The 24,676-nt window shown below is 65.1% G+C and carries 30 protein-coding genes; 10 read left to right on the top strand and 20 right to left on the bottom strand.

The annotated features are described in order from the left end of the window. Positions 1-20 precede the first annotated feature (20 nt). Positions 21-860, top strand: a complete 840-nt coding sequence (gene dapD, locus ACWPM1_RS05715; protein WP_455693871.1) for a 2,3,4,5-tetrahydropyridine-2,6-dicarboxylate N-succinyltransferase — start codon at positions 21-23, stop codon at positions 858-860. 54 nt (positions 861-914) lie between these two features. Beyond that, positions 915-1,277: a hypothetical protein gene (locus tag ACWPM1_RS05710; RefSeq protein ID WP_455693870.1), complete on the top strand. Its 363-nt coding sequence runs from the start codon at positions 915-917 to the stop codon at positions 1,275-1,277. Positions 1,278-1,289: 12 nt separating this feature from the next. On the opposite strand, the gene ACWPM1_RS05705 is transcribed toward ACWPM1_RS05710, so the two are convergent. Together ACWPM1_RS05705 and ACWPM1_RS05700 are read right to left on the bottom strand one after the other, a co-directional pair. Continuing rightward, positions 1,290-2,540, bottom strand: a complete 1,251-nt coding sequence (locus tag ACWPM1_RS05705; RefSeq protein WP_455693869.1) for a dipeptidase — start codon at positions 2,538-2,540, stop codon at positions 1,290-1,292. A 1-nt stretch (position 2,541) separates the two neighbouring features. Further along, positions 2,542-3,339 (bottom strand): DUF72 domain-containing protein, encoded by a 798-nt coding sequence (locus tag ACWPM1_RS05700; RefSeq protein ID WP_455693868.1) that lies wholly within the window; start codon positions 3,337-3,339, stop codon positions 2,542-2,544. A 115-nt stretch (positions 3,340-3,454) separates the two neighbouring features. On the opposite strand from ACWPM1_RS05700, the gene ACWPM1_RS05695 reads away from it, so the two are divergent. Continuing rightward, complete coding sequence (locus tag ACWPM1_RS05695) at positions 3,455-3,889, top strand: DoxX family protein (RefSeq protein WP_455693867.1); 435 nt, start codon at positions 3,455-3,457, stop codon at positions 3,887-3,889. Here ACWPM1_RS05695 and ACWPM1_RS05690 read toward each other — a convergent pair. After that, a complete protein-coding gene (locus ACWPM1_RS05690) occupies positions 3,886-4,137 on the bottom strand; it encodes an SWIB/MDM2 domain-containing protein (protein WP_455693866.1) in 252 nt (83 codons plus the stop codon). The two genes, ACWPM1_RS05695 and ACWPM1_RS05690, sit on opposite strands and share 4 nt — an antisense overlap. A 261-nt stretch (positions 4,138-4,398) precedes the next feature. On the opposite strand from ACWPM1_RS05690, the gene ACWPM1_RS05685 reads away from it, so the two are divergent. Beyond that, complete coding sequence (locus ACWPM1_RS05685) at positions 4,399-5,820, top strand: S41 family peptidase (RefSeq protein WP_455693865.1); 1,422 nt, start codon at positions 4,399-4,401, stop codon at positions 5,818-5,820. Here the strand turns inward: ACWPM1_RS05685 and ACWPM1_RS05680 are convergent. After that, on the bottom strand, positions 5,817-6,419 hold the full coding sequence (locus ACWPM1_RS05680) for a TetR/AcrR family transcriptional regulator (protein WP_455693864.1): 603 nt from the start codon (positions 6,417-6,419) through the stop codon (positions 5,817-5,819). The two genes, ACWPM1_RS05685 and ACWPM1_RS05680, sit on opposite strands and share 4 nt — an antisense overlap. Before the next feature lie 104 nt (positions 6,420-6,523). Here ACWPM1_RS05680 and ACWPM1_RS05675 point away from each other — a divergent pair, with 104 nt between their 5' ends. Then, positions 6,524-7,390 carry a metal-dependent hydrolase gene (locus ACWPM1_RS05675; RefSeq protein ID WP_455693863.1) on the top strand — a complete coding sequence of 289 codons (867 nt, stop codon included), beginning with the start codon at positions 6,524-6,526 and terminating at the stop codon, positions 7,388-7,390. Positions 7,391-7,445: 55 nt separating this feature from the next. On the opposite strand, the gene ACWPM1_RS05670 is transcribed toward ACWPM1_RS05675, so the two are convergent. The 3 genes from ACWPM1_RS05670 to rplU all read right to left on the bottom strand — a co-directional run bounded on the left by ACWPM1_RS05670 (position 7,446) and on the right by rplU (position 9,004). Continuing rightward, positions 7,446-7,988 carry a GNAT family N-acetyltransferase gene (locus ACWPM1_RS05670; protein ID WP_455693862.1) on the bottom strand — a complete coding sequence of 181 codons (543 nt, stop codon included), beginning with the start codon at positions 7,986-7,988 and terminating at the stop codon, positions 7,446-7,448. Between the two features lie 197 nt (positions 7,989-8,185). Then, the gene (gene rpmA, locus ACWPM1_RS05665) at positions 8,186-8,455 is read right to left on the bottom strand and encodes a 50S ribosomal protein L27 (protein ID WP_455693861.1); all 270 of its coding nucleotides are present in this window, start codon (positions 8,453-8,455) and stop codon (positions 8,186-8,188) included. 15 nt (positions 8,456-8,470) lie between these two features. Continuing rightward, on the bottom strand, positions 8,471-9,004 hold the full coding sequence (rplU, locus tag ACWPM1_RS05660; RefSeq protein WP_455693860.1) for a 50S ribosomal protein L21: 534 nt from the start codon (positions 9,002-9,004) through the stop codon (positions 8,471-8,473). Positions 9,005-9,183: 179 nt separating this feature from the next. On the opposite strand from rplU, the gene ACWPM1_RS05655 reads away from it, so the two are divergent. Next, complete coding sequence (locus tag ACWPM1_RS05655; protein ID WP_455693859.1) at positions 9,184-9,684, top strand: hypothetical protein; 501 nt, start codon at positions 9,184-9,186, stop codon at positions 9,682-9,684. Positions 9,685-9,745: 61 nt separating this feature from the next. Here the strand turns inward: ACWPM1_RS05655 and ACWPM1_RS05650 are convergent, their stop codons facing one another. The 10 genes from ACWPM1_RS05650 to ACWPM1_RS05605 form a co-directional block, all read right to left on the bottom strand. After that, positions 9,746-10,168 carry a hypothetical protein gene (locus ACWPM1_RS05650; RefSeq protein WP_455693858.1) on the bottom strand — a complete coding sequence of 141 codons (423 nt, stop codon included), beginning with the start codon at positions 10,166-10,168 and terminating at the stop codon, positions 9,746-9,748. A gap of 103 nt (positions 10,169-10,271) precedes the next feature. Beyond that, positions 10,272-10,607, bottom strand: coding sequence for a Rossmann fold domain-containing protein (locus ACWPM1_RS05645; RefSeq protein WP_455693857.1), 336 nt, complete (start codon positions 10,605-10,607; stop codon positions 10,272-10,274). Continuing rightward, the gene (locus ACWPM1_RS05640) at positions 10,604-10,978 is read right to left on the bottom strand and encodes a dihydroneopterin aldolase (protein WP_455693856.1); all 375 of its coding nucleotides are present in this window, start codon (positions 10,976-10,978) and stop codon (positions 10,604-10,606) included. Before ACWPM1_RS05640 ends, ACWPM1_RS05645 begins: the two co-directional genes overlap by 4 nt. Before the next feature lie 10 nt (positions 10,979-10,988). Then, positions 10,989-11,879 carry a class I SAM-dependent methyltransferase gene (locus ACWPM1_RS05635; protein ID WP_455693855.1) on the bottom strand — a complete coding sequence of 297 codons (891 nt, stop codon included), beginning with the start codon at positions 11,877-11,879 and terminating at the stop codon, positions 10,989-10,991. Continuing rightward, positions 11,879-13,279 (bottom strand): threonine synthase, encoded by a 1,401-nt coding sequence (gene thrC, locus ACWPM1_RS05630; protein ID WP_455693854.1) that lies wholly within the window; start codon positions 13,277-13,279, stop codon positions 11,879-11,881. The genes ACWPM1_RS05635 and thrC overlap by 1 nt, the downstream gene beginning before the upstream one ends. 72 nt (positions 13,280-13,351) lie before the next feature. Next, complete coding sequence (locus tag ACWPM1_RS05625; RefSeq protein WP_455693853.1) at positions 13,352-13,927, bottom strand: SURF1 family cytochrome oxidase biogenesis protein; 576 nt, start codon at positions 13,925-13,927, stop codon at positions 13,352-13,354. Positions 13,928-14,008: 81 nt separating this feature from the next. After that, entirely contained in the window at positions 14,009-14,830 is an 822-nt protein-coding gene (locus ACWPM1_RS05620; protein ID WP_455693852.1) for a cytochrome c oxidase subunit 3, read from the bottom strand. Positions 14,831-14,894: 64 nt separating this feature from the next. Beyond that, positions 14,895-15,470: a cytochrome c oxidase assembly protein gene (locus ACWPM1_RS05615; protein WP_455693851.1), complete on the bottom strand. Its 576-nt coding sequence runs from the start codon at positions 15,468-15,470 to the stop codon at positions 14,895-14,897. Further along, entirely contained in the window at positions 15,470-15,592 is a 123-nt protein-coding gene (locus tag ACWPM1_RS05610) for a hypothetical protein (protein ID WP_455693850.1), read from the bottom strand. The genes ACWPM1_RS05615 and ACWPM1_RS05610 overlap by 1 nt, the downstream gene beginning before the upstream one ends. After that, positions 15,589-16,506, bottom strand: a complete 918-nt coding sequence (locus tag ACWPM1_RS05605) for a heme o synthase (RefSeq protein WP_455693849.1) — start codon at positions 16,504-16,506, stop codon at positions 15,589-15,591. Before ACWPM1_RS05605 ends, ACWPM1_RS05610 begins: the two co-directional genes overlap by 4 nt. Before the next feature lie 410 nt (positions 16,507-16,916). Here ACWPM1_RS05605 and ACWPM1_RS05600 point away from each other — a divergent pair, with 410 nt between their 5' ends. Together ACWPM1_RS05600 and ACWPM1_RS05595 are read left to right on the top strand one after the other, a co-directional pair. Further along, positions 16,917-17,378 (top strand): PaaI family thioesterase, encoded by a 462-nt coding sequence (locus ACWPM1_RS05600; protein ID WP_455693848.1) that lies wholly within the window; start codon positions 16,917-16,919, stop codon positions 17,376-17,378. 208 nt (positions 17,379-17,586) lie between these two features. Then, entirely contained in the window at positions 17,587-19,194 is a 1,608-nt protein-coding gene (locus tag ACWPM1_RS05595; protein ID WP_455693847.1) for a class I adenylate-forming enzyme family protein, read from the top strand. Between the two features lie 53 nt (positions 19,195-19,247). Here ACWPM1_RS05595 and ACWPM1_RS05590 read toward each other — a convergent pair whose 3' ends face one another. From ACWPM1_RS05590 to coxB, 3 genes are all read right to left on the bottom strand, one after another. Beyond that, positions 19,248-20,207 (bottom strand): alpha/beta fold hydrolase, encoded by a 960-nt coding sequence (locus ACWPM1_RS05590; RefSeq protein WP_455693846.1) that lies wholly within the window; start codon positions 20,205-20,207, stop codon positions 19,248-19,250. A gap of 72 nt (positions 20,208-20,279) precedes the next feature. After that, on the bottom strand, positions 20,280-22,010 hold the full coding sequence (gene ctaD / locus ACWPM1_RS05585; protein WP_455693845.1) for a cytochrome c oxidase subunit I: 1,731 nt from the start codon (positions 22,008-22,010) through the stop codon (positions 20,280-20,282). Positions 22,011-22,032: 22 nt separating this feature from the next. After that, positions 22,033-23,181: a cytochrome c oxidase subunit II gene (gene coxB / locus ACWPM1_RS05580; protein WP_455693844.1), complete on the bottom strand. Its 1,149-nt coding sequence runs from the start codon at positions 23,179-23,181 to the stop codon at positions 22,033-22,035. 186 nt (positions 23,182-23,367) lie between these two features. Here coxB and pyrE point away from each other — a divergent pair, with 186 nt between their 5' ends. Together pyrE and ACWPM1_RS05570 are read left to right on the top strand one after the other, a co-directional pair. Further along, on the top strand, positions 23,368-23,949 hold the full coding sequence (gene pyrE / locus ACWPM1_RS05575) for an orotate phosphoribosyltransferase (protein WP_455693843.1): 582 nt from the start codon (positions 23,368-23,370) through the stop codon (positions 23,947-23,949). Then, on the top strand, positions 23,946-24,674 hold the full coding sequence (locus ACWPM1_RS05570) for a pyridoxine 5'-phosphate synthase (protein WP_455693842.1): 729 nt from the start codon (positions 23,946-23,948) through the stop codon (positions 24,672-24,674). The genes pyrE and ACWPM1_RS05570 overlap by 4 nt, the downstream gene beginning before the upstream one ends. Positions 24,675-24,676: the final 2 nt, after the last annotated feature.

Genomic DNA, 24,676 nt, shown 5'->3' with positions numbered 1-24,676 from the left:
ACCTCGCAGGAGCCCCCTTTATGTCCGAAGCCCTCGCAGCCTCCATCGACGCCGCATGGGAGCGCCGGGGCGAAGTGACACCGGGCAGCGTCGACGTTCGCGAAGCGGTCGAAGCCGCGCTCGAGATGCTCGACGCTGGCAAGGCGCGCGTCGCATCGCCTGACGGCGACGGTGGCTGGCACGTCAACCAGTGGCTCAAGAAGGCCGTGCTGCTGAGCTTCCGTCTCAACGACAACGCATTGATCGACGGGGGGAGCGGCGGGGCGCCGGCTTACGACAAGGTTCCGTCGAAGTTCGCGGGCTGGGGAGAGAATCGCTTTCGCGACGCCGCCTTCCGGGTGGTTCCGGGGGCGGTCGTTCGCCGGGGCGCGCACATCTCCAAGGGCGCGGTCCTGATGCCGAGCTTCGTCAACATCGGCGCCTATGTCGGTGAAAACACGATGATCGATACCTGGGCCACCGTCGGCAGCTGCGCGCAAATCGGCGCCGGGGTGCACATTTCCGGCGGCGCCGGGATCGGCGGCGTGCTCGAGCCGCTCCAGGCGGACCCGGTGATCATCGGCGACGGCGCCTTCATCGGGGCCCGCTCGGAAGTCGCGGAAGGGGTGCGCGTGGGCGAAGGCGCGGTCCTCTCGATGGGTGTCTATCTCGGCGCTTCCACCAAGATCGTCGACCGCGCGACGGGAGAAGTCCATATGGGCCAGGTCCCACCCTATGCGGTGGTCGTGCCCGGCGCGCTACCGGGCAAGCCACTGCCCGATGGGAGCCCAGGGCCGAGCCTGTACTGCGCGGTGATAGTCAAGACCGTCGACGCGCAGACGCGGTCGAAGACCGGCATCAACGAGCTCCTCCGCGACTAGGAACCGGGGGGACCGCCAACCGTAGAGTCGCCAGAACAACGGGAGCCATGAAAAATGGAACAGCGGGGCGATGAAGTTCACGTCAACGAGACCGAGGCGAGTGCTGGATCTAAGGAAGGCGTCGTTCGCTGGGTGCTCATCATAGGACTGCTGCTGGTGGCAATACTCTTTGCCGTCATCGTGATGACCGGGGCCTTCTCTCAGGAAGACGGGCCGGACAGCGAATACAACGTCAGCAACGAGATGGCGGCCCAAGAGAACGCCGGCCAGCGCGACGAGGGCGAACCGATTCCGCCCGCCTTTGGCGAGAGCGAAGGCGCCACGCCGGATGCCAACCAGTCGCCCGATGCCGCGCCGAGTACGGCTGCCACCCCCGGTGACGCGCCGGCGGGCCACCCCACGCCGCCCGGACAGTAATTCGCTCCAAGCTTAGAACGCGGTCGGGCTCTCCACGGGAGCCTCGCCGCGGTGCGCGACAGAGTACGCCTCAGCAGCGCGCAGTACGCGTGCGATGTTGCGGCTCGAGATTTTCTCCAGGTCGGCCTGGCTGTAGCCACGGCGTGCGAGCTCGGTGAACAGTGCCGGGTAGCCGGCCACGTCGGGCGCATCGACCGGCGTGGTGTCGACGCCATCATAGTCGCCCCCGATGGCGAGCGCATCGACGCCGGCGACCTTGCGGATGTGGTCGATGTGATCCGCCCAGTCCGAAACGCTGGCGGTCGGACCGGGATTGGCGGCGAGCCATTCCGCGTTGCCGCGTTCGACCGCTTGCGGGTCGCCGCGCCACAGCGACTTCAGCCGCGCGTCTTCCGCCGCCTTGGCCGCGTTCCATTGCCGCCGCTTCTCGCTGAGAAAGTCGGGATAGCCGACGACCATAACCACGCCGCCGTTCGCGTTGAGCCGGGCGAGCACGCTGTCCGGAACGTTGCGGGCATGGTGATTGACCGCGCGGGCACCCGAATGGCTGAAGATCACCGGCACGCTCGTCTGGTCGAGCACGTCCATCATCGTCTTCTCGCTCACGTGGCTGAGATCGACCAGCATGCCGAGCCGGTTCATCTCGCGGATCACGTCCTTGCCGAACGGGGTCAGGCCGTTGTGCTTGGGGGCGTCGGTGGCGCTGTCGGCCCAGGGAATGTTGAGCGAGTGCGTGATCGTCATGTAACGCGCGCCCAGCGCATGCATCTGGCGCAGCACCGCGAGGCTCGAGCCGATCGAATGGCCGCCTTCCATGCCGATCAGCGATGCGATCTTCCCCGCCTTCATGGCCTTTGCGGCGCCTTCAGCGGTCGTAACAAACACTAACCGGTCCGAATTCCGCTCGATCAAGCGCTTCATTACATCGATCTGTTCGAGCGTCGCCTGCACCGCCTGCTGCTCGGTCAGGTTCGCGCTGACGTAAACCGACCAGAACTGCGCGCCCACGCGGCCCTTGATAAGGCGCGATAAATCGGTGTGCATCGCGGTGTGGTCGGCGCCCGCGGTATCTGTGGTGTCGACGAAATCGAAGTCCCCGATGACGTTCTTGTACCGGTCGCGAAGCTGTTCCGGCACGTCGTTGTGCCCGTCCCACACCGGCGCCGCCCGCAACGCCGCCTCGGCGACTTGCTCGGGGCTCGGTGCCGCGTGTGCTGAGCCCGCGAGCAGGAGAGCCCCCAACCCGACCGACAACGACCTCATCCTATTCTCCCAGTCGCTCGGCGAGCGCCATCGCGGCCGCCGGGGCGCGCTCCTTGGCGCCATTTATGAACATCGCGAACACGTCCCCTTCGCAGCCGGCGCTATCGTCCACTTCACCGTAATAAGGCAAGTCTTTCGGGGTCTTACCGCCTGCCCAATCCCGACACAGCGCTTCCCAGCGGGCGAGATCGGGAGGCGGATACCCTGTCGGACAGTCGGCACGCATGCCCTTGAGTCGCAGATATGCGAAGTCGGCGGTACGGTCGGCGATCGACGGCCGGTCGGGCGCATCGTTGAAGACGATGGCGACGCCCGCCTTGCGCGCGATCCCGACGAATTCCCGGCAAGCGAAGCTCTCATGGCCTACCTCGATCGCATGGCGCAGGCGAAGCCCTCCGCACTTGGAGGGCAACAAGGTGAGGAATGCCGCCACGTCATCGGGTTCGAAGCGCTTGGTCAGTGCCAATTGCCAGACGATCGGGCCCAGCATGTCCCCGAGTTCGCCCAGACCCTGCGCAAAGAATCCGGCGAGCCCCTCCTCCGCCGTGGCCAGCACTTTGCGGTTCGTGACAAAGCGCGAGCCCTTCAAGGCATAGACGAAGCCCGGAGGCGCGATCTTCCGCCAGGCGGCGAAATTCTCGGGCTTCTGCCGGCGGTAGAAGGTGCCGTTGACCTCGATCACGTGCACCGCGCGAGTGGCAAAGGCCTGCTCGTCTGCCTGGCGTAGGCCCGCAGGGTAGAAAGTCCCGTTGCGCCAGTCGGGATAGGTCCAGCCGCCGATGCCGGTGCGGATCGTCATGGCCCGGCAGATACAGCAACCGGCCTCGATGCCAATACTCGTCGCGGCTCGCTGTCTGGCGGCTTGCCCACAACTCTGCGACTGCATGCCAGGCCAGGCTGCGAGAGAGGACGAAATGGAGGGTAGACTTAGCCGAGCCGACGGTCGCCGAGGGGCCGCACGCTGGCTGTTGGCACTGTTTTATGCGGTAGCGGGATATTTCCACCTCGCCACGCCCGCGCCATTCCTGCGGATAATGCCCGAATACGTACCGCATGCCGAGGCTGTGGTCCTATTCACGGGGGTTGCCGAATTGCTGGGAGCGGCCGGTCTCATCCAGCCATGGTCGCAACCACTGAGGCGGTGGGCGGGCGCCGGACTGGCGATCTACGCGCTCTGCGTGTGGCCGGCCAATTTCCAGCACCTCGCATTGGACTCGGTGCACCCCGATGGCGGGATGAGCCTCGCCTATCACATTCCGCGACTGGCCCTGCAGCCGCTCATCATCTGGCTTGCGCTATGGGCGAGCGGAGCGACCGATTGGCCGCTCCGCCGCCGCAAGGCAGATTAGCTCATGTGCTTGGAAACGGCACCGGTCATCTTGAACATCGAGATCTGGTCGTTGCCGGTCACCTTGCCGAGTGCGGCATCAGGATTGATCATCCGGCGGTCCTTGCTGTCCTGCAGGCCATTCTTCTTGATGTAGTCCCAGACCTTCGAGGTAACCTGCGCGCGCGTCATTGGGCCCTTCCCGCAGACAGCCTCGAGATCGCCGGTGAGATTGACGGGCTTTTGTAGAGCGTTGTTCTTCCCAGCCATGTTAGTGGTCCTTTCCTGCTTGGCTATGGCGGCAATCTTATGCGTAACTCTGCCCTTCGGCGAGAGCGCAAGCGCCCCGCAAGAGAGTTTTCGACAGGCGCGAAGGGCAATTCGACCCGATTTACGCCTAGAAAGCGGCTTTCGCTGAGTTTTCGTTGCTCATGACGGGTTCAGGCGGCATCTTGCCTAACCTCGGCAGCGGCTCTCTCGCCCGCCGCCCTGGATGATTTCCCACCACACAAAGGTCTGTAATCGATGAGCATGGGTCGCACTTCGCTCGGTTTGATACTTGCCGGCACGCTGGCCGCCTGCGGTGGCGGCGGCTCCGGCGGCGGGTCGCCGATCGGTGGCGGCGGGCCCACGCCGACACCTTCGACCGCATCCTGCTCGCTCTCGGCACGCCAGGATTTCGCTAAATCGGTGATCGATGAATGGTACTTGTTCCCGACCCTCGTCGATAACACGGTCAACAAGGCCAGCCACTCGACCGTCCAGTCGTATATCGACGCACTGGTTGCGCCCGCCCGGGCCCAGAACCGCGACCGGGGATTCACTTACATAACCTCGATCGCCGAAGAGAACGCGTTCTACAACTCCGGCTCCAGCGCCGGTTTCGGTGTCCGCCTGGCATACGACACAGGTCAGAACCGCGTCTTCGTGGTCGAGTCCTATGAAGGGGCGCCGGCGCTCGCAGTCGGCATCGATCGCGGCGCGGAGATCGTGGCCATCGGCACGAGTGCGAGCAATCTACAGTCGGTTACCTCTTTGATGGCGGCGGGAGGCCCACAGGCGGTGGTAAATGCGCTCGGCCCGTCCGATCCGGGCATCACGCGCGTTTTGCGGGTGAACCGAGGCGGGCAGCTTTCCGACGTGACGCTGACAAAGGCCGACTTCTCGATCGATCCGGTGTCCGACCGCTACGGAGCCAAGATCCTCAACGACGGGGGTAAGCTGGTCGGGTACATCAACTTGCGCACGTTCATCGGCGCACCCGCGGAGACGGACCTGCGCGCGGCTTTTGCGAACTTCCGTGCACAAGGCGTGACCGAGGTGATTGTCGATCTTCGCTATAACGGCGGTGGATTGGTCGCCACGGCGGAACTGTTCGGCGATTTGCTGGCCGCGAACAAAGTCGGCCAGGTATTCAGCCGAACGACCTTTCGGCAATCCAAGGCGTCGAACAACTCGGCGCGTAATTTTGCTGCCCAGCCACAGGCAATCGCGGCCACCAAGATCGCCTTTATCGGATACGGCGGCACTGCCTCGGCGAGCGAGCTGCTGGCGAATGCCTTCATCCCGTATCTCGGCACGAACACCGCACTTATTGGTGCCAACACCTTCGGCAAGCCGGTCGGCCAGATCGCGCTCGATAACGCCGGGTGCGACGACCGCATGCGTGTGACGGCTTTCCAGACCGAAAATTCCGCCGGGCAGGGCAATTACTACACCGGGCTAGCCAGCGTATTCCAGCGGACTTGTGCCGCGCCGGACGACATCACGCGCCAGCTTGGCGACCCGAATGAAGCAGCTATCAAGGCCGCGCTGGATTTCCTCGGCGGGCGAGTGTGCACCCCGATCAGCTCTAGCGCCGGGATCGGCGTCCAGTCGGCGACGCCCAAGCGCGAGTTGATCCGCCCCGACACGCCGCGCGCCCCGCAGCATGAGTTGCCAGGCCTATTCTAGGACGCGGCGGCAGGCTCTCGTTCGAGCGAGCTGACGAGCAAATGCTCGGCGCGATCGCGCGCGATTGTTTCGGCAAGGCCGAGCGACCGTGCCAGCGCGGGGCCCATGAGTGCATTGCCAAGCGCCATCAGGACAAGTGTGAGGGTGGTTTCATGCAATGCCAGGACACCCGTATGCGTATCCGCCTCACCCGGTGCTATTTCGTCCACGAGTTCGTGGATCGTTTCGACGATCGGATCGAGTGCGTCCTCGTTGCCGGTCAGCAGCATCCAGCTCGCCAACGCCCCCGCCCCTTCCTTGTCGAACGCGTCGAAGGTGAGGTCGACCACCTCGCGGGGTGAGCCGAGACCGGCACGGCTAGCGCGCACGGCTTCCTTGATCGTCTCGCACACCGTTTCGGCCAAATGCTGCGCGAGCGCCTTCTGCAGACCCGAGGCGGAGCCGAAATGATGCAGCAGATTGGCATGGGTACGGCCGATCCGCCCCGCAACCGCTTTAAGGGTGACCGATTGGGGACCGGTTTCGATCAGCAGATGGCGTGCCGCCTCCAAGGCCGCGGTGCGGGACGCCTCCGGGCTCAGTCGCTTACGGTTTAACATCGGGGCAAAACCTAAGCCTTTCCGATTCCCGGTGCAAGCTCGCTTATTGACACTGATGTCAGCACGCCGTACTTACACCAGTGTCAGTTAGAGGACTCGTTGCCATGAACGCGCCTGCAAAGTTCGAACCCGATACCGCCACCCCAGCCGATCTGGACATTGTCGTGCGAGACCGCCGGTTCTTGCGCAGTCAGCAAGCCCAGCGCTGGTGGCTTGGCGGCGATCCGATCGCCACCGCCTGGTTCAATGCGCTCAGCGCCACCTTTCCCCGCGGTGAGGCTTTCTTCATCGAATCGGTCAAAGCGTTCCGCGACGGCGCGAGCTCCAAGCTTGCCGGCGAGATCCGCGCTTTCGTGAAGCAGGAAATCAACCACACGCGCGAGCACATTGTGCTCAACAAGCTTGCGGAAGCGAGCGGCTACGATGTCGCCTTCATCGATCGGCGCGTTGAGGAAATGCTGGCTCTGACCAAGGGCCGCCCCCAGATCACCAACTTGGCGGCGACCATGGCGCTCGAGCACTTCACCGCGATGTTCGGGCAGGAACTGTTGGCCAACCCCGCGCACCTCGCCGGGGCGGAGGGCGATCTGGGCGCCATCTGGCGCTGGCACTCGGTCGAGGAGATCGAGCACAAGGGCGTGGCTTACGACACCTGGCTTCACGCGACGCGTGACTGGAGCCGCTGGAAGCGGTGGAAGGTCAAAAGCCTGATGATGGTGATCGTGACCCGCCGCTTCGTGTTCAACCGGGTGAAAGACATGCAGGATCTGCTTGCGCAGGACGGCATGACCGGCTGGAAGGTCGAAGCCAAGATTTGGTACTACCTTCTCGCCAAGCCGGGCTTCTTGCGCCGGATCGCGGGCCAATGGTTCGCCTTCTTCCTTCCGGGCTTCCACCCGTGGAATCACGATGATCGGCATCTCATCGCAAAGCACGAAGGCGACTTTGCGGCCGCGCTGTTGAGCGCCTGATCAAACGCGGCTTTGCGGGGCCGCGCCGGTCGACCCGGCGCGGCCCCGCTGTCGTTCAAGCTGCCTGCATTCGCGAGAGGCTGTCCTCCTCCAGATCGAGCGCGTACTCGAGCGAGGGTACCTCCCGGCCCCTGCCGCAACTGAACCGCAGACTCTGTTCGCCCGTCGGACGGAAGCCGAGCTTGCGTAGCACACGGCCGGAAGCAGGATTATCGACGAAGTGGCCGGCCACGATCGATTGGTGACCGAGCACACGGGCGACTTCGATCAGCCCCCCTGCTGCCTCCGTGGCATAACCGCGGCCCCAGTGCGGACGGGCCAGCCAGTAGCCGAGCTCCGGCGGCTCGCCCCTGCCGGCCTTCGGCCCAAGCCCCACGCAGCCGATCGTGCGGCCGCTCGCGGCCTCGACGATCAGGAAGTTCGGATGACAGGGGTCCTGGCCGCGTGAGACGAATTCGCGCGCCTCGCTAGCGCCATAGGGCCACGGCACGCGGGCGAGGTTCATCACCACGCCCTCGTCTGCGATACCACCCAGTACGGCTTCCCAATCCTCCGGCCAGGCGGGCCGCAGAAACAGCCTTTCGGTGCGGTGGAACATCGATCGTCTCCTCCTCATCCGCGCCCGCCCGTAGGCGGCGCGCGTGACACTCTCATTGCGCCGCTTCCAAAAGCGACGATGGGCGAGGGAGATACGACAAGAGGGAGACGGGTCGGCCCCATCTCCCTCTTCGTGCCGGATTTCGAGTCCCGGCGGGGGGCCATCCCGTGGACGGCCCCTTTATCGGGTCGTCCGATTTACTCGGCGGCTTCTGCCATCATGTCCACCGAGACGTACTTGCGGCCAAGCTTGCCCGAGTGGAATCGGACGCGGCCTTCGGTGAGCGCGAACAAGGTATGATCCTTGCCCATGCCAACGCCCACGCCCGGATAGAATTTGGTCCCGCGTTGGCGCACGATAATGTTGCCTGGAATTACTTCCTGGCTGCCGAACTTCTTGACGCCAAGGCGGCGGCCCGCGGAGTCGCGACCGTTGCGGGACGAACCGCCTGCTTTCTTGTGTGCCATTGTTTCGTCCTACTCTTATTCGCTGTCGGTCTTCGGAGCGGCGGCCTTCTTGGCAGCCGGCTTCTTCTTGGCGGGCGCGGCATCGACCTGGCCTTCGCCGGCGGTACCCGTGTCCTTGACCGGGGCGGCGGCCTTCGGCTTGGTCGCCTTCTTGGTCTCGATGCCCTTGGCAGGCTCGGCGGGTTGCGGCGCAGCTTCGGCCTTAGGCGCAGCTTCGGCCTTCGGCGCGGCGGCCTTCTTTTCGGCCTTCGAGTCGCCGACGGAGACGATGCGCAGCAGCGTCATCTGCTGGCGGTGGCCCGCCTTGCGGCGATAGTTGTGCCGCCGCCGCTTCTTGAAGACGACGACCTTCTCGCTCTTCGCCTGCGCGATAATCTCGGCCGAGACGACGACCTTGGCGGCATCGGCCAGGGTCTCGCCTTCGCCGGCGAGCATCACGTCGCCCAGCGTGACCGTGTCGCCGGCGTCGCCCGCCAGCTTCTCGACCGCGATCTTGTCTCCGGCGGCAACGCGGTATTGTTTGCCGCCCGTGCGCACTACTGCGAACATGGGATTTTAAACTCGCTTTACGTGTGTGGCCGCCATTGCAGGCGGCGAAACCGGGCCCGCCCGCGAAGGGGGCCCGGAAGATGGGTGCCGTTAGGGGAACGGACCCGCCAAGTCAACGGTCCAGTGGCGTGAATTGCTCTATCGCTTCCCCGCCGCGCCGCGCGTGCTAAGGACGGTCCGTGACCCGTTCAAAGCAACTCATCGCCAGCGTTTCCTGTGCCCTGCTAGGGGCTTGTGCCAGCGCAAGTGCCGACTATCCCTCCCTCGCGCAGCGCCCAGCCGAACGCGCCCAAGGTACTTTCACGCCGGATGCCGGCGCCCTTGCGCCACCCCCCCCGGTCCTTCCAAGCGCCGACCTCGCAGCGCGTCTCGCCGATCTACTCCGGCAGGCGGAGGCGACTCATGCCGAATTCCGCAATGCCACACCGGGCGCGCAACGTTTCGCCAGCGCGGCGGGCAGCCGTGGGAGCGACAGTTGGGCCGCGGCCGAAGTGGCTTTGTCGGACCTCGATTCGATTCGCAGCCGCGTTGCGGTGGCGATGGCAGACCTCGATGCACTGTGGGTCGATGCGACCCTTGAAGGCGGTGCGCGCGAGGCAATCGGTTCCGTGAGGGGCTCCGTCGAGGCGCTCCTGGCCGAGGAAGACGCCATCCTCGCCAGGCTGCGCGGCAGTATCTAGTCGGTCCCAACCCGTGCCGCCCGCCCGATGCGTGGACGGACCGGAATGGGGCTAGCAAGCTCTACACTAGCGCGGCGATGGTCACGCACGCGAGGGCCCACAGGAAGATCAACACCGGCAGCACCAGCATTTGTGCTGCCGCTTCTCCCGCGCTGATTCTTCCCGTCAGCGTAGCGATCCCCTGGCGGCGGAATCGGTCCCAACCGAGGTCGCGCAACGCGGTGTCGGGCGTCATTCTCACCCACGCGGTGGGGACCGCGAAGAACATGACCATGAAGACAGTGCAAACGGTTAGCGGAATGATCAAGCCGGGATCGGAGAATCCAAGCGCCATGACGGCGATGAAGCCGAGATAAAGCGCGGCGCAAGCGGCGTAGAGGATCTTGGGCAGCTCGAATGTCCGGTCGAGCACGACCGGGTGCAGCAAATCGGCGTGAACCTCGCCATGCTCGGCGATCGCGTCGCGGGTGAAGTGCCTGGACATCGAAAACTCCCTTCTTTTCGGACGGGAGTGAAATAGCGACGTCGGGCCGGGGGAGATTTGACCTCCGTCAAATTAGCCGGGCGCGGCTCTTCGCCCGGTAGATCTAACCCGTTGGTTTCGCTGCGCCGCCATCGTTGAGGACGAGGTACTGTGCGGTCACCCCGGGAGCCCGCTGCAAGTAGTCGTGGCCCGATGCGATGGCTCGCTCCGACGAACCGGCCACCGCGTTCACGCGCGCCGGCGCGGCCTCGCGCGCCAGGCTTTGGATGGCGGCGGTTCGCCAGGCGGAGTGGGTGTGGTCGGCAACGTCGAACACGACGCAAACCGAGTGGCTCCCGCCGCGGAGCGCCGCCCGTACTTCCGGGACTGCCCGCCCCAAAAACTCGGACGCGGCGTCGATCGGATTGTCCGAGAGGTCCCGGGCGTCGATCCTGATCACGAGCGGCGCTCGCGGGTGAGCGTGATGCCGATGCTCTCGCCGGCTTCCGCTATCGCCAACTTGACGATCTTCACCGTCACCGCCTCGACCCGTTTGTCCTGGACGAAAAGGGTATCCGCGATGTGATCGGCAACCGACTCGATCAGCTTGAAGTGGAGCCCCGGGGTTAGCGCCTCGGTCGCTGCGAACTTCAGGTCCATGTAATTCTTGCTGGCCGACAGCGGCGTGTCCGGCTCGTAGTGGTGCGCCGGCTTCAGGTGCACCGAGACCGAAATGCGCAGTGGCTGCGGCTTGCCGGTTTCCTCCGAATAGATGCCGGTCAGGACGTCGACTTCGAGATCGGCAACTTCGAGAGTGAGCGAATCGACCATGGCCGCCGCTCTACTCCCGATTCGACCAGCGCGCGAAGATGGCAGTAGGCAGCAAGCGGCCGCCCTCGCCTTCCTCGCGCACCGCCAGATCGCCATGCTCGATCGTACCCGGCATATCGGCGAACGCTTCGGCCACGAGTCCGGCAAGCGCCAAGCTGCTCATCCGCACGGCATAGACGGTAAGGAACAGAAACCGGCTATCCGCATCGAGCAGCTGCCGGCAGTCGGCGACCAGCGGTGCCAGGCCCTCCTCGAGCCGCCAGGTCTCCCCATCAGGCCCACGGCCGAACTTGGGGGGATCGAGAATGACCCCATCATAGCGCTTGCCGCGACGGACCTCGCGGGCGGTGAACTTCGCCGCGTCGTCGATCAGCCAGCGGATGGGCCGATCGTCCATCCGAGAGAGCAGGGCATTCTCGCGCGCCTGCGCGACGGACTTCTTGCTGGCGTCGACGTGCGTGACGGGGCCGCTCGCGCTCAGAGCAAGCGTTCCCACCCCGGTATAGCCGAACAGGTTCAAGGTCTGCGCATCCGGCTTGCCGTCCAGTTGCGCACGCATCCAATCCCAGACGGGCGCCATGTCCGGGAAGAAGCCAAGGTGGCGAAACGGGGTGCACTGGGCGGTGAAGCGCACATCGTTCCAGCCCAACGGCCAGCCCTCTCGCGGCACCTCGCGGTCGAAGTGCCAGCGGCCTCCGCCGTCCTCGTCGCTACCGGGCACGAACTCGCCATCGGCCTGCCATTCGGCCAAGCGCGGGGACCACATGGCCTGGGGCTCGGGGCGAATAAACCGATGGGACCCGTACCGTTCGAGCTTACGACCGTGCCCGCTGTCGACCAGGCCGTAGTCTCCCCACGCCTCGCCGGCCACGACGAGCGGTGCTTCGCGAAGCTCCGCCATCAGGCCGACCGGATCGCCCGCTCGGCGATCCAGTCCCGCACGGCCGCGTAGTCTCCCGGCAACTCGGTGAATCGTTCCTCGCGGGCAAACAGGTCGCCGACGCGTGCCGGGAGCGCAGGGCGATGACCGGTCGCACGCTCGACGGCGTCGGGGAACTTGGCGGGGTGTGCGGTCGCCAGCGTGATTATCGGTACGTCGGCCGGCAGATCGGTCGTGCGGGCAGCATGAAGGCCGATCGCGGTGTGGGGGTCGACAACGATTCCTGCCGCTTCGCTGGCCCAGCGCATCGTTTGTGCCATCTCGTCGGGCTCGACCCGCGCGCTCGAGAGGATCGCGGAAGCGCCGTCTTGCTGGGCATTGGTAAGCCGCAGGGCCTTCGCGGCGTCGAATTTGCGCATCTGATCGGCCGTCGATGCACCGTCGCGGCCGCCCAGATCGAAGAGCAGCCGCTCGAAATTGGAGCTGACCTGGATGTCCATGCTCGGTGCCGCGGTCGGCACAACGGTGGCGGCAGAATAGTCGCCCGCGGTTAGTGCGCGGTGGAGGATGTCGTTGACGTTGGTTGCGACGATCAGGCGCTCGACCGGCAAGCCCATCCGGGCGGCGACGTAGCCGGCGAAGACATCGCCGAAGTTGCCCGTCGGAACGCTGAAGGCAACCTTGCGGTCCGGGGAGCCTAGCTGGAGCGCCGCGGCGAAGTAGTACACTACCTGCGCCATCAGTCGGGCCCAGTTGATGGAGTTCACCGCGCTGATCCGGAACTGCCCGGTCATCTCGGGGTCGGCGAACATCCGCTTCACCATCGCCTGCGCGTCGTCGAAGCTCCCCTCGATGGCAATGTTGTGGACGTTGGGCGCGAGCACGGTGGTCATCTGGCGGCGCTGGACTTCGCTGACCCGTCCGGCGGGGTGGAGCATGAATATCTCGACCCCCTTGCGGCCCGCGACCGCGTCGATCGCCGCGCTCCCCGTATCGCCGCTCGTCGCGCCGACGATCGTCAGGTTCCCGCCGCTGCGGCTGAGGAACTCCTCGAAAAGCAAGCCGAGCAACTGCAAGGCGACGTCCTTGAACGCCAGTGTGGGCCCATGAAACAACTCGAGCAGCCAGTGGCGCTCGTCGAGCTGGACCAGCGGTGTCACCGCAACGTGCGAAAAGCGGCCGTACGCCTCGCGCGTGAGCTCGAGCAGGCGTTCAGGGCTGAGGCTGTCGCCCACGAAAGGCGCCATCACGCGGGCGGCGAGGTCCGGGTATGCCAGGCCGCGCATCGCGGCGATCTCGTCAGTCGTGAAGCGCGGCCATTCACTGGGCACGTACAAGCCGCCATCGCTCGCGAGACCGGCAAGCGTCACGTCTTCGAAGTTGAGCTTCGGTGCCGCACCGCGAGTGGAGACATATTCCATAGGCGGGCGACTAGCGGTGCAGGCGGCGAGCGGCAAGCAACCCGGTCTTGGCCGCAGGCTTCGAATTTCTTGTCAGCCCTGCCAGCGCTTTCGCAGCGCGAGGGCGTAGATCACCAACGCGGTCGCGGCGAACAGGAACCACTGGATCGCGTACGACAAGTGGTTGTTGGGCATGTCCGCCGGGTTCGGCTGTGCGAGTTGGGCGAGGCCGGCCTGCGGAGGCGCGGCGATCAGCCGGAACCCGTTTCCTTGCGGGCCGATGAAGCCCCCTACCCGCCCGCCGCGCCACTGGAGCGTGGTCGGCTCCTGCGACCATCCCAGCGCGACATCCGCCTCTCCTCCCTCCGCCAGCTCACAGGTAGCGACATGAGCCCAGCCCACGTCGCCGGTAGCCGAACGGCCCGCGCGTTCGCCGATCGACCGCACCCGAACGCAGTCGACCGTGCTGTGCCGATAGAGCGATCGCGCGCCCTCCGCCGCAGTACGGGGCCATGGCACGTCGGACGACATGCTCGCAGCCTGTTCGTAGCGGGCGAGCAGCGCCTCCTTCTCGACCCGCCGCTGCAGCTGCCATGCGCCGAGGGCGACCATGGCCGCGACCGCCAGCAGGACGATAGCGGTAGCGACCACTGGCAGTTTGCGGGTCAAGGAGTGCTCCTTCCAATCGAAAGGGGCAGCCTGGGGTAATCCCGGGCTGCCCCCAAAAAGCCTGGCCGGGTGGCCGGACGCCTAGTGGATCGGCGCGCCCGCGCTGCCCCACACGTAGACCGCGACGAACAGGAACAGCCACACGACGTCGACGAAGTGCCAATACCACGCGGCCGCCTCGAAACCGAAGTGCTGCTGTGGCGTGAAGTGGCCCTTGTAGGTGCGCACGAGGCAGACGATCAGGAAGATCGTCCCCACCAGCACGTGGAAGCCGTGGAAGCCGGTCGCCATGTAGAACGACGAGCCGTAGGTGTTCTGGCCGAACGGGAACGGCGCATGCGCGTATTCGTAGGCCTGGATGCTGGTGAACAGGATGCCGAGAAGGATCGTCAGCCACAGGCCCTTCTTCAGCCCGTCGCGGTCGCCGTGGATCAGCGAGTGGTGCGCCCAGGTAACCGTAGTGCCCGAACACAGCAGGATCAGCGTGTTCAGCAGCGGCAAATCGAACGGATCCATCACCGCCTCGATCGCCTTGGGCGGAAACTGCCCGCCGACCACTTCGGTCAATTCGTTGGGGAACAGCGCGAAGTCGAAGAACGCCCAGAACCAGCCGACGAAGAACATCACTTCCGAAGCGATGAACAGGATCATCCCGTAGCGCAGGTGCAGCTGCACCACCGGCGTGTGGTCGCCCGCCTGCGCTTCCTTCACGATGTTCGAGAACCAGCTGAAGAACGTGGCGATGAGGCCGGCGATGCCGAGGCCGAGCACGAGGTGCGCGCTCGCCATCTCGTGCATGTACAGGACCATGCCGCTGGTGAAGGTGAGCGCCGAGATCGAGCCGATCAGCGGCCAGATGTCGGGGGGGAGGATGTGGTACTGGTGGTTCTTGGCGCCGGCCATGTCTCGTCCCTATCGAGCGATTTGCGGTTGCCCTTAGTGCGGGGTTTGCGCGGGGTCCAGTGGGCTATTCGCCCGCCGGCTCGGTGCGGTGGAAAGTGTAGCTGAGGGTGATCTGCTCGACCGGCGCGGCGTTCTCGTCCTGCCGGATCGCCGGGTCGACGAAGAACAGCACCGGCATGACCACTTCCTGACCCGGCTGGAGGGTCTGCTCGGTAAAGCAGAAGCATTGGATCTTGCTGAAATAGGCGCCGGTCTGCTCGGGTGTGACGTTGAAGCTGGCGGTGCCCGTCGCTGGTTTGTCCGAGTTGTTGCGGGCGTAGAAGAAAGCCATGCTCCGCTGGCCCAGCCGGACGGTCTGAGTCACCTGCTCCGGACGGAAGGTCCACGGCAGGTCGGAGTCGATATTGGCGTCGAAGCGCACCGACATCGTCGCCCCGGCTACCCTGGCGCCCGCCTTCTCGGCAGCGACCGCCTCGCCTTCGGTAGCTCGCTGGGTCGTGCCGCCAAACCCGGTGACCTGGCAGAACAACTCGTAGAGCGGCACCGCGGCATAGCCCATGCCGAGCATGGCCAGCGCGAACAGCGCCGCCATCAGTCCGACGCGGGCGTTGGAACGCTGGAGAGCGGGGGCGGTCGCCATCAGTCCATCCGTACGATCGTGATCGCGTAGAACAGGAACACGAAGAACGCGAGGATCAGTCCGAGCGCCAGGTTGCGGCCCTTGCGACGGCGCTTGAAGTCGACTTCTTCTTCGGGTGTCATGCGAACAGCCCCTGCCAATAAATCGCTCGGTCGGCAACCAGCGCGGCGAACAGCGCGAAGAGATAGAGCACGCTGAAGCCGAACAGGCGCTTTTCCGGCTTCATCTTGTCGCCGGGCTCGGCCCGCCGCAGCGCGACCGGCGCGGCAAGGAACAGGAACACGAGGCTCAGCAGGATGGCCGCCCCGCCATAGATCGCCCCGGTGCCGCCGATGAACCACGGGGCGGCCGCGATCGGCAGCAGGAGGATCGAATAGGCGAGGATCTGGCGGCGGGTGCTCGCCTCCCCCTTCACGACCGGCATCATCGGGATGCCGACCTTGGCGTAATCCGTCTGTACGAACAGCGCGAGCGCCCAGAAGTGCGGCGGGGTCCAGAAGAAGATGATCGCGAACAGCAGGACCGGCATCAGCGTGATGTCGCCGGTGACCGCCACCCATCCGATCATCGGCGGGAAGGCCCCCGCTCCGCCGCCGATAACGATGTTCTGCGGCGTGCGCGGCTTTAGCCAGATGGTATAGACGATCGCGTAATAGACGATCGACAGCGCGAGGATCACGGCGGCCAGCCAGTTCACCGCGATGCCCATGATCCCTACCGAGGCGGCCGAGAGGAGGATGCCGAAGTCCCGTGCGTCCGTTCCGCGCACGCGGCCGGCCGGAATCGGCCGCTTGGCGGTGCGCTTCATCTCGGCGTCGATATCCGCTTCCCACCACTGGTTGAGCGCGGCCGCGCCGCCCGCGCCCATCGCGATGCACAGCACGGCCGTGAAGCCGATGACCGGGTGGATCGTGCCGGGCGCTGCCAGCAGGCCGCAGAGGCCCGTGAAGATCACCAGGCTCATCACGCGCGGCTTGGTCAGCGACAGGAAGTCGCGCCAGTCGCTGGGCAGGTAGATGGCGGTGGAGTCGGTCATCGAGGGGTGCGCCGGCCTATAGGGACCGGTGCCGGAAAGGGGAAGGCCGGGCCAAAGGTGACACGAAAGCTACACCAAAACCGGCACGCTCGGCGCAGGCTCCCCGGGCGCAGACGCCAGCGGCTGCGGCTTCTGTCGTGAAAGACAAGCAAGAGGACCGCCGGTTTCATAAGGGACACGCTGCCACATCGAGGGGCGTGTAGGAAAATGCTTTCAATCGCCCAGCGGCACCGAGACGGCTCGAGTTGTAGAGACCCGTTTGCTGGCTCGAATGGCAGAAAGCGACCCTTAGTTGACGTTTGCAAGCTTTCAGCTGCTGCCTGGATCCGGCCGTTCGATTCGACCCACGCCAACAGGCGATTTGTTAGTAGGGTGGCCGTCTGTTAGCTCGGAGAACTGAGGGCTGCAGCATGGACGAGCAATGGGGGACATCGCTGATGGCACTACCAAACCTGCCGACTGACGACCTGTGGCCGCTGACGCAGGGCAATGCCGATGCCGTGTTCGATTGGGTCTTTGCGCCATGGGTCAAGGAGATGGGTCTGACCGATTTCGTCGTGCGTGAAGGATTTGTATCGATGCGGTTGCCGCTGAATGATCGCCTCAAATTCTTCTCGGGTGCAATCTGCGGCCAGGCCGTGATGGCGGCAATCGATACGGTTGCGAGCATGGCGGTGGCGACGACCCCGCGGAAGGGCAAAGGCACCGTCTACCAGCACACCCACTTCCTGCGCCCCGCCGCCAATGACGATTTCCTGATTGCGGCGACGGTCAAGCGGTTCGGCAAGGCCAGTGCCTATGTCGATTGCAGTGTGACTTTTGTCACTTCGGGCGAGCTTGCGGCTCATGCTGTCCTGGAGTTTGCATTCTAGAGAGACACCCGGCGAGCTGTTTCGAAGGCAAGTTCATCCTGATCGCCGGGGCCAAGCCGTAGCGGACATCCGATTTCGCAGGGGCCTGGTCATCTAGCAGGCTGACAGGATGCAGACTTTTCTGACGCCGATCAGATTTAAGTGGCCACACCTGGCAAGCGCTATACCGTTCGCATCGGGTCTATTCTCGCGGTCGCGGGGGACGTCCATGTATCAAGTTACTCTGACGGAGAGCTATTTTCCGGCGCAGGCCGATACTGACTACCGCGAGCGAACCATTGAGCAAATGCTGCGCGAACAGGTCGCTAAACACGGCGACGGAATGGCGCTGCGCGAGCTTCTGGCCGATGGGACCATTGGCCGCGAATGGACATACAATGCGCTGCTTCTAGATGCAGAACGTTGCGGACGTGCCTTGGCCTCGAGGCACGCAGCGGGCGCACGGATCGCGATCATGGCTGGAAATTGCCCCGAATGGGTAATCGTCCAGTTGGGGTCAGCGCTTGCCGGGCTCACGCTAGTGACAGTGAACCCGTCCTTCACTGCGCGGGAAGCGAACTATGTGATCGTGCAATCGAACTCTGAGGCGGTCTACTATCAAGCGCACGTCCGAGGAAGCGCGCTCCGCCCGATCGTGGAGGAAGCGAGCTCAGGACAGGCCGCCGCCAAGTACCTCATCGATATCCACGATCACGACGAGCTGTTTCGGGGGGAGCACGTGGGCGCGCTTCGCGAGACCGAGCCGCTCGACATTGCCATGATCCAATACACTTCAGGAACCACCGGATTTCCGAAGGGCGTTCTCCTGCACCAGCACGGTCTGGTGCAAAGCAACTGCGACCTGTTCGTTCGCTGGCGGTTGCGTCCCGGCGCAACGCTGATGTGCCCCTTCCCATTGTTCCATACCGCCGGTTGCGCGGTCAGCGTGCTTGGAGTCCTGTCGCACGGAGCGACCCTGCTTCTCGTGTCGCTGTTCGATCCCGCTGCGGTTGTGACTGCCATTGCGCGCGAAAAGCCGGAGATAGTCGGCGGCGTTGCGACGATGATCTTCGCGCTGATCGAAGCAGCGCGAGCAACCGACACGGATATAGCGTGCGTCGAGGCGATTGTGAGTGGCGGAGCCATGGTGCCGCCAGAACTCAACCGCGCTTCTCGCGAAGTGTTCGGCGTGCCAATCCTCATAATCTATGGGCAGACCGAGGCGTCCCCGGCGATCACTGCAACTTGGCCAGAGGATCAAGGATCAGACCTGGTCTCCACGATTGGACAGCCTTGTTCACACATGGAAGTCTCGATCCGCCATCCACAAGATAACACCGTCTGCGAGATCGAACAGCAGGGCGAAATCTGCATGCGCGGCTACAACATGATGGCCGGGTATAACGAGAATCCGCTCGCGACAGCAGAGACGATCGATGACAGCGGATGGCTGCATACCGGCGACCTGGGACAAATGGACGACCGAGGCTATGTGAAGATCACAGGCCGCGTGAAGGAAATGATCATCCGCGGAGGAGAGAACCTCTTTCCGGCCGAAATAGAAGCAGCCTTGATCGAGCACCCGGCAGTAGCAGAGGTGGCGGTCGCAGGTGTGCCCGATGAAAAGTGGGGTGAAATTGTCGCTGCGTTTCTGCGGCTGGCGGACGGCGCTGAGGTTCCAACCGATGGCGAACTTCGCGGCTTCATCCGCGAGCGCCTGTCACCGCAAAAGACACCGGCACACTGGGTATGGGTTGACCAATTCCTGTTGACGGGCTCGGGCAAGATCAAAAAATTCGCCATGGCTGAGGCATTCGCGAGCGGGGAGTTCGGCTAGGGGAGTTCAAAAGCGGACATCCGCCGGGGTTCCGCCCACCCGAGCCGGGCGCTTCACAACCTGCCCAACCAATCCAGCAGCAGTCTGTTGACCACCTCGGGCTGCTCCTGCTGGGTCCAGTGGCCCACGCCTTCGAGCACGTGTCCTTCGACCTTGGGCGCGAACATGCGCATCATGGCGACCGGGTCGGCGACCGCGCCGAACAGGGTGGTCGCGGGATCGCGGTCGCCGCCGATGAACAGGCAGGGCTGTTCGATGACTTTGCCCTTCCAGCCCTGCAGCCACTCGTAGTCGCGCTCGTGATTGCGGTAGCGGTTGAGGGGCCCGCGAAAACCGCTCTGGCTGAATTCGCGGCCGTAGAACTGGATGTCCTCGGTGGTGAGCCAGGCCACCGGCTGCGGATCGGGTAGCCCGTCGAGGAACTTCGCGCCGAGCGGCTTGTCCCAATAGGCGCCGGGCGCGACGTCGCCCGAGATTGAATACATCATGCGGTGCACGAAGTGCTCGGGGTCGGCCTCCGCTTCGGCCTCGGCGACGCCCGGTTCCTGGAAATACTCCTGGTAAAAGAACTTGCCCTTGCTGGTGAAGTGCTCGCGGAAGACATCGGTGAACGGGCGGCTCGGCACGCCCGCGAACGGCACCGACAGGCCGGCCACCGCCGACACGCGCTCGGGATTGGTGAGCGCGGTATTCCACACGATCGGCGCGCCCCAATCGTGCCCCACCAGGATGACCGACGCATCGGGCTGCAACGCGTCGGCCAATCCGATGAGGTCGCCCGCGATCTTCTCCAACGTGTAGTCCGCAACCTCGAGCGGCTTGTCCGAACCGCCGTATCCGCGCACGTCGATCGCGCAGGCGGTGTAGCCGGCAGCGGCGACCGGGCCGAGCTGGTGGCGCCAGGAGTACCAGCTTTCGGGAAATCCGTGGACGAAGACCACCAGCGGCCCGGTTCCCTTGACGGCGCACCGCAGGGTGGCTTCGCCAGTATCGATCAGGCGCATTTCGGGCATCGTCGGTCCTCCAAAGCAAACGGCCGGCCCTTGGAGGGACCGGCCGCCTGGTAGCTATCGTGCGCGGAGGGCTCAGGCCGTGGCCGGCGTGCCGCCCTTCGGCAGGTGATTGTGGTAATCGTGGTCGTCCTCGATCACCGGCAGCGTTTCGAATTGGTGATACGGCGGCGGGCTCGAGAGCGTCCACTCGAGCGTCGTCGCGCCTTCGCCCCAGTAGTTCGCGGGCGCCTTTTTGCCCGCCGCCAGCGCGTAGATCACGTTGACGAAGAAGAAGATCATCGAGCCGGCCATGATCATGTAACCGATCGAGCTGACCTCGTTCCAGTAGGTGTAGGCGTCGACATAGTCGGGGTAGCGGCGCGGCATGCCGTTGAGCCCGAGGAAGTGCTGCGGGAAGAAGATTACGTTCACGCCGATGAAGAAGCCCCAAAAGTGCAGGTGGGCCAGCAGCTCGGAGTGCATCTTCCCGCTGATCTTGGGGAACCAGTAGTAGAAGCCCGCGAACAGGCTGAACACCGCGCCCATCGACAGCACATAGTGGAAGTGCGCGACGACGAAGTACGTGTCGTGCACCACGTCGTCGATGCCGCCGTTGGCGAGATAGACGCCGGTGACGCCGCCGACGGTGAACAGGAAGATCATGCCGAGCGCCCAGACCATCGGGCTCTTGTACTCGATCGATCCGCCCCACATCGTGGCGATCCAGCTGAAGATCTTCACGCCGGTGGGCACCGCGATGACCATCGTCGCCGCCGTGAAATACATCTTCGTGTTCACGTCGAGGCCCACGGTGTACATGTGGTGCGCCCAGACGATGAACCCGACCACGCCGATGGCGACCATCGCGTAGGCCATGCCGAGATAGCCGAACACCGGCTTGCGGCTGAAGGTGGCGACGATCTGGCTGATCATGCCGAAGCCCGGCAGGATCATGATGTACACTTCGGGGTGGCCGAAGAACCAGAACAGGTGCTGGTAGAGGATCGGGTCGCCGCCGCCATCGGCCGCGAAGAACGTCGTCTCGAAGTTGCGGTCGGTGATCAGCATGGTGATCGCGGCGGCGAGCACAGGCAGCGCCAATAGCAACAGGAACGCCGTCACCAGGATCGACCACACGAACAGCGGCATCTTGTGCAGGGTCATGCCCGGCGCGCGCATGTTGAAAATCGTGGTGATGAAGTTGATCGCGCCCATGATCGACGCCGCACCCGCGAGGTGGAGCGAGAAGATCGCGAAGTCCGTCGCCGGGCCCGGCGAACCACTGGTCGAAAGCGGCGCGTAGACCGTCCAGCCCGTGCCCGCGCCGTTGCCGGTCGCGTCGCCCGGGACGAACAGCGAGATGCACAGCGAGGTGAAGCCGGCGACCGTCAGCCAGAACGAGATGTTGTTCATGCGCGGGAACGCCATGTCCGGTGCGCCGATCATCAGCGGCACGAACCAGTTGCCGAAGCCGCCGATCATCGCCGGCATGACCATGAAGAACACCATGATCAGCCCGTGCGCGGTGATCAGCACGTTCCATGCGTGAAGGTTGGCTTCGAAGCTTTCGGCCCCGCCCATCAAGGCGACCCACTGGCCCAGCACCTGGATGCCCGGCTCGGCGAGCTCGGCGCGCATCACACCCGAGATCGCGCCGCCGATGATCCCCGCGAAGATCGCGAAGATCAAATAGAGCGTGCCGATGTCCTTGTGGTTCGTCGACATGAACCAGCGGGCGAAGAACCCCGGCTTGTGGTCCGCGTCGTGGTGCCCGTGGGCATCGTCGTGCGCCTGGAAGTGGCTGGGTGCGGCGGTGGTGGCCATGTTCGGGTCTCTACGCTGGAATTCAGTTGATGTCAGCGGCGGCGGCGGGTGCCGCGTTGCCGGCCGGAGCCGGCGAGGCGCCGGCGACCGGCTGCTGGCCGCGATCGGGGTTCGCGCCCGTGGGTTGCTGCGCGCCGCTTTCGGGCTGCTGCAGCGGGGCTACCGCCGGCGTGTTCGGGACTTCCGGCTTGCCGACCGTGCCGCCCTGCGCGCGAACCCATGCTTCGAACTGGGGCCGCGGCAGCGCCTCGATGGCGATCGGCATATAGGCATGCTTGGCGCCGCAGAGCTCCGAGCACTGGCCGTAATAGATGCCCGGCTCCTTGATCATCAGGCGCTTTTCGTTGAGCCGGCCCGGGACCGCGTCGAGCTTGAACCACAGGCTCGGCACCGCGAAGGCGTGGATCACGTCGGCGGCGGTGGTCTGGATGCGCAGCCATTCGCCCGCCGGCACAACCATGCGGTTGTCGACGCCGAGCTGGCCCGGCTCGCCGCGGCGCTCGGCCTCGTCTTCCGGCAGCATGTTCGAGATCACCTCGAACCCGCCATTGTCGGGATAAGTATAGCCCCAGTACCACTGGTAGCCGGTCGCCTTAATCGTCAGCGCGTCCTTCGGCGGTTCCTTGTACTGCGCCGAAAGCAGGCTGATCGAGGGAATGGCGATGCCGACGAGAATCAGCACCGGCAGCAGCGTCCACACAACTTCGATCATGGTGTTGTGCGTGGTGCGGGTCGGCACCGGGTGCGCCGAGCGGCGGAAGCGGACCATCACGTAAAGCATCAGCCCCAGCACGAAGAGGCTGATGATGCCCATGATCCAAAGGAGTGCGGTATGGAAGCCGAAAGCCTGCTGGCCGATCGGCGAATACTGCGTCTGCACATCGAGCCCGCCGGGGGTCGGCTGGCCCTTGATCCATTCCGGTCCGAGCGGCTTGTAGGCCGAGGCCCCCTGGGCGACGGTCTCGCTCGAGGCATCCACCTTGTCGTCGGTCGCGCCGGCGGCCGGCGCGCCGGTTGCCTCGGCGGCCGGCGCCGCTTCGGTCGCCGCCACCCGATCGCTCGGCGGGGCAGCGGTAGCCGCTTGCGCGAGCGCGCCTTGCGGCGCCAGCGCCAACAGCAGCGCGGCCCACAGCGGGGCGAGAATGCGGGTCGTCGATTTGCCGAGGATCATCGGTGCGAAGCTTTCCGTCTTTGCCTTGTTCTGCCCCGCGGATTTCGCCCCCCTGAGTGAACGAAAGCGCCCCGCCGGGCGCGGGTTTGGGCGGGCCTATACGCGCGCTTGTGCCATGCCTCAAGCGCTTCTAGGGAGATTTTTCCCCGCCCTGTCCGCCCTGTTCCAAAGGCTATCGACCCGCCGATGACCGACGAGGAAGTGCTGCACGAATTCCGTAGCTGCGAAGCCCTGCTCGAAGGGCATTTCAAGCTGTCGAGCGGGCGCCACAGCGCCCACTACCTGCAATGCGCGCGAGTGCTGATGAATCCGGAACGCGCGGGGCGCCTGGCGCTCGCGCTCGCGCAGAAGCTGCCGCGTGACCTGCGGGCGAGCATCGACGTGGTGGTTAGCCCGGCGATGGGCGGCCTCATCATCGGCCACGAGATGGGCCGCGTGCTGGAGAAGGACGCGCTGTTCCTCGAGCGGCCCGAGGGCACGTTCGAGCTGCGCCGCGGGTTCCGGCTCGATCCGGGCGCGAAAGTACTGATGGTCGAAGACGTCGTCACCACCGGCCTCTCCAGCCGCGAGGCGATCGCGGCGGTACACCGCGAAGGCGGCGAGGTGATCGCCGAGGCGGCGCTGGTCGACCGCTCCAGCGGGATCGCCGATCTCGGGGTGCCGTTCTACCCGCTGATCGACATTCATTTCCCGAGCTATCCAGAGGACGAGCTGCCGCCCGAGCTCGCGGCCGTTCCGGTGACCAAGCCGGGGAGCCGCAAGGCTTGAGCGCGCGTCTCCGTCTCGGCGTCAACATCGATCACGTCGCGACGATCCGCAACGCGCGCGGCGGCGACCACCCCGATCCGGTCCGCGCGGCCGAGATCGTCGCCCGCTGCGGAGGCGACGGGATCACCGCCCACTTGCGCGAAGACCGCCGCCACATCCGCGACGAGGATCTCGCGCGCATTCAGGCGGCGACTGACTTGCCGCTCAATCTTGAGATGGCAGCCACGGAGGAAATGCTGGCCATCGCGCTGCGCCACAAGCCGCACGCCGCCTGCATCGTGCCCGAGAAGCGCGAGGAGCGCACCACCGAAGGCGGGCTCGATGCCGCCGGCCAGCACAACCATCTCGCGCCCGTAGTGTCGCGGCTGGCCGATGCCGGCATCCGCGTCAGTCTGTTCATTGAGGCGAGCGAACGACAGCTCGAAGCCGCGCTGCGTCTCGGCGCCCCGGTGGTCGAGTTCCATACCGGCGAATACGCCCATGCGACCGGCGAGCGGGTGGCGAGCGAGCTGAAGCGCATCGCCGACATGGCGGCGCTCGCCGCCAAGAACGGCATCGAGCCGCACGCGGGCCACGGCCTCACCTACGATAACGTGCAGCCGATCGCGGCCATCCCGCAGCTCGCCGAGCTCAACATCGGCCACTACCTCGTCGGCGAGGCGGTGTTCGTCGGGCTCGAAGCCGCGGTGCGCCAGATGCGCGAGTTGATGGACACCGCTCGATGAGG

The sequence above is a fragment of the Tsuneonella sp. HG249 genome (genome assembly GCF_053819205.1).
This window is presented reverse-complemented; position numbering and strand designations above follow the sequence as displayed.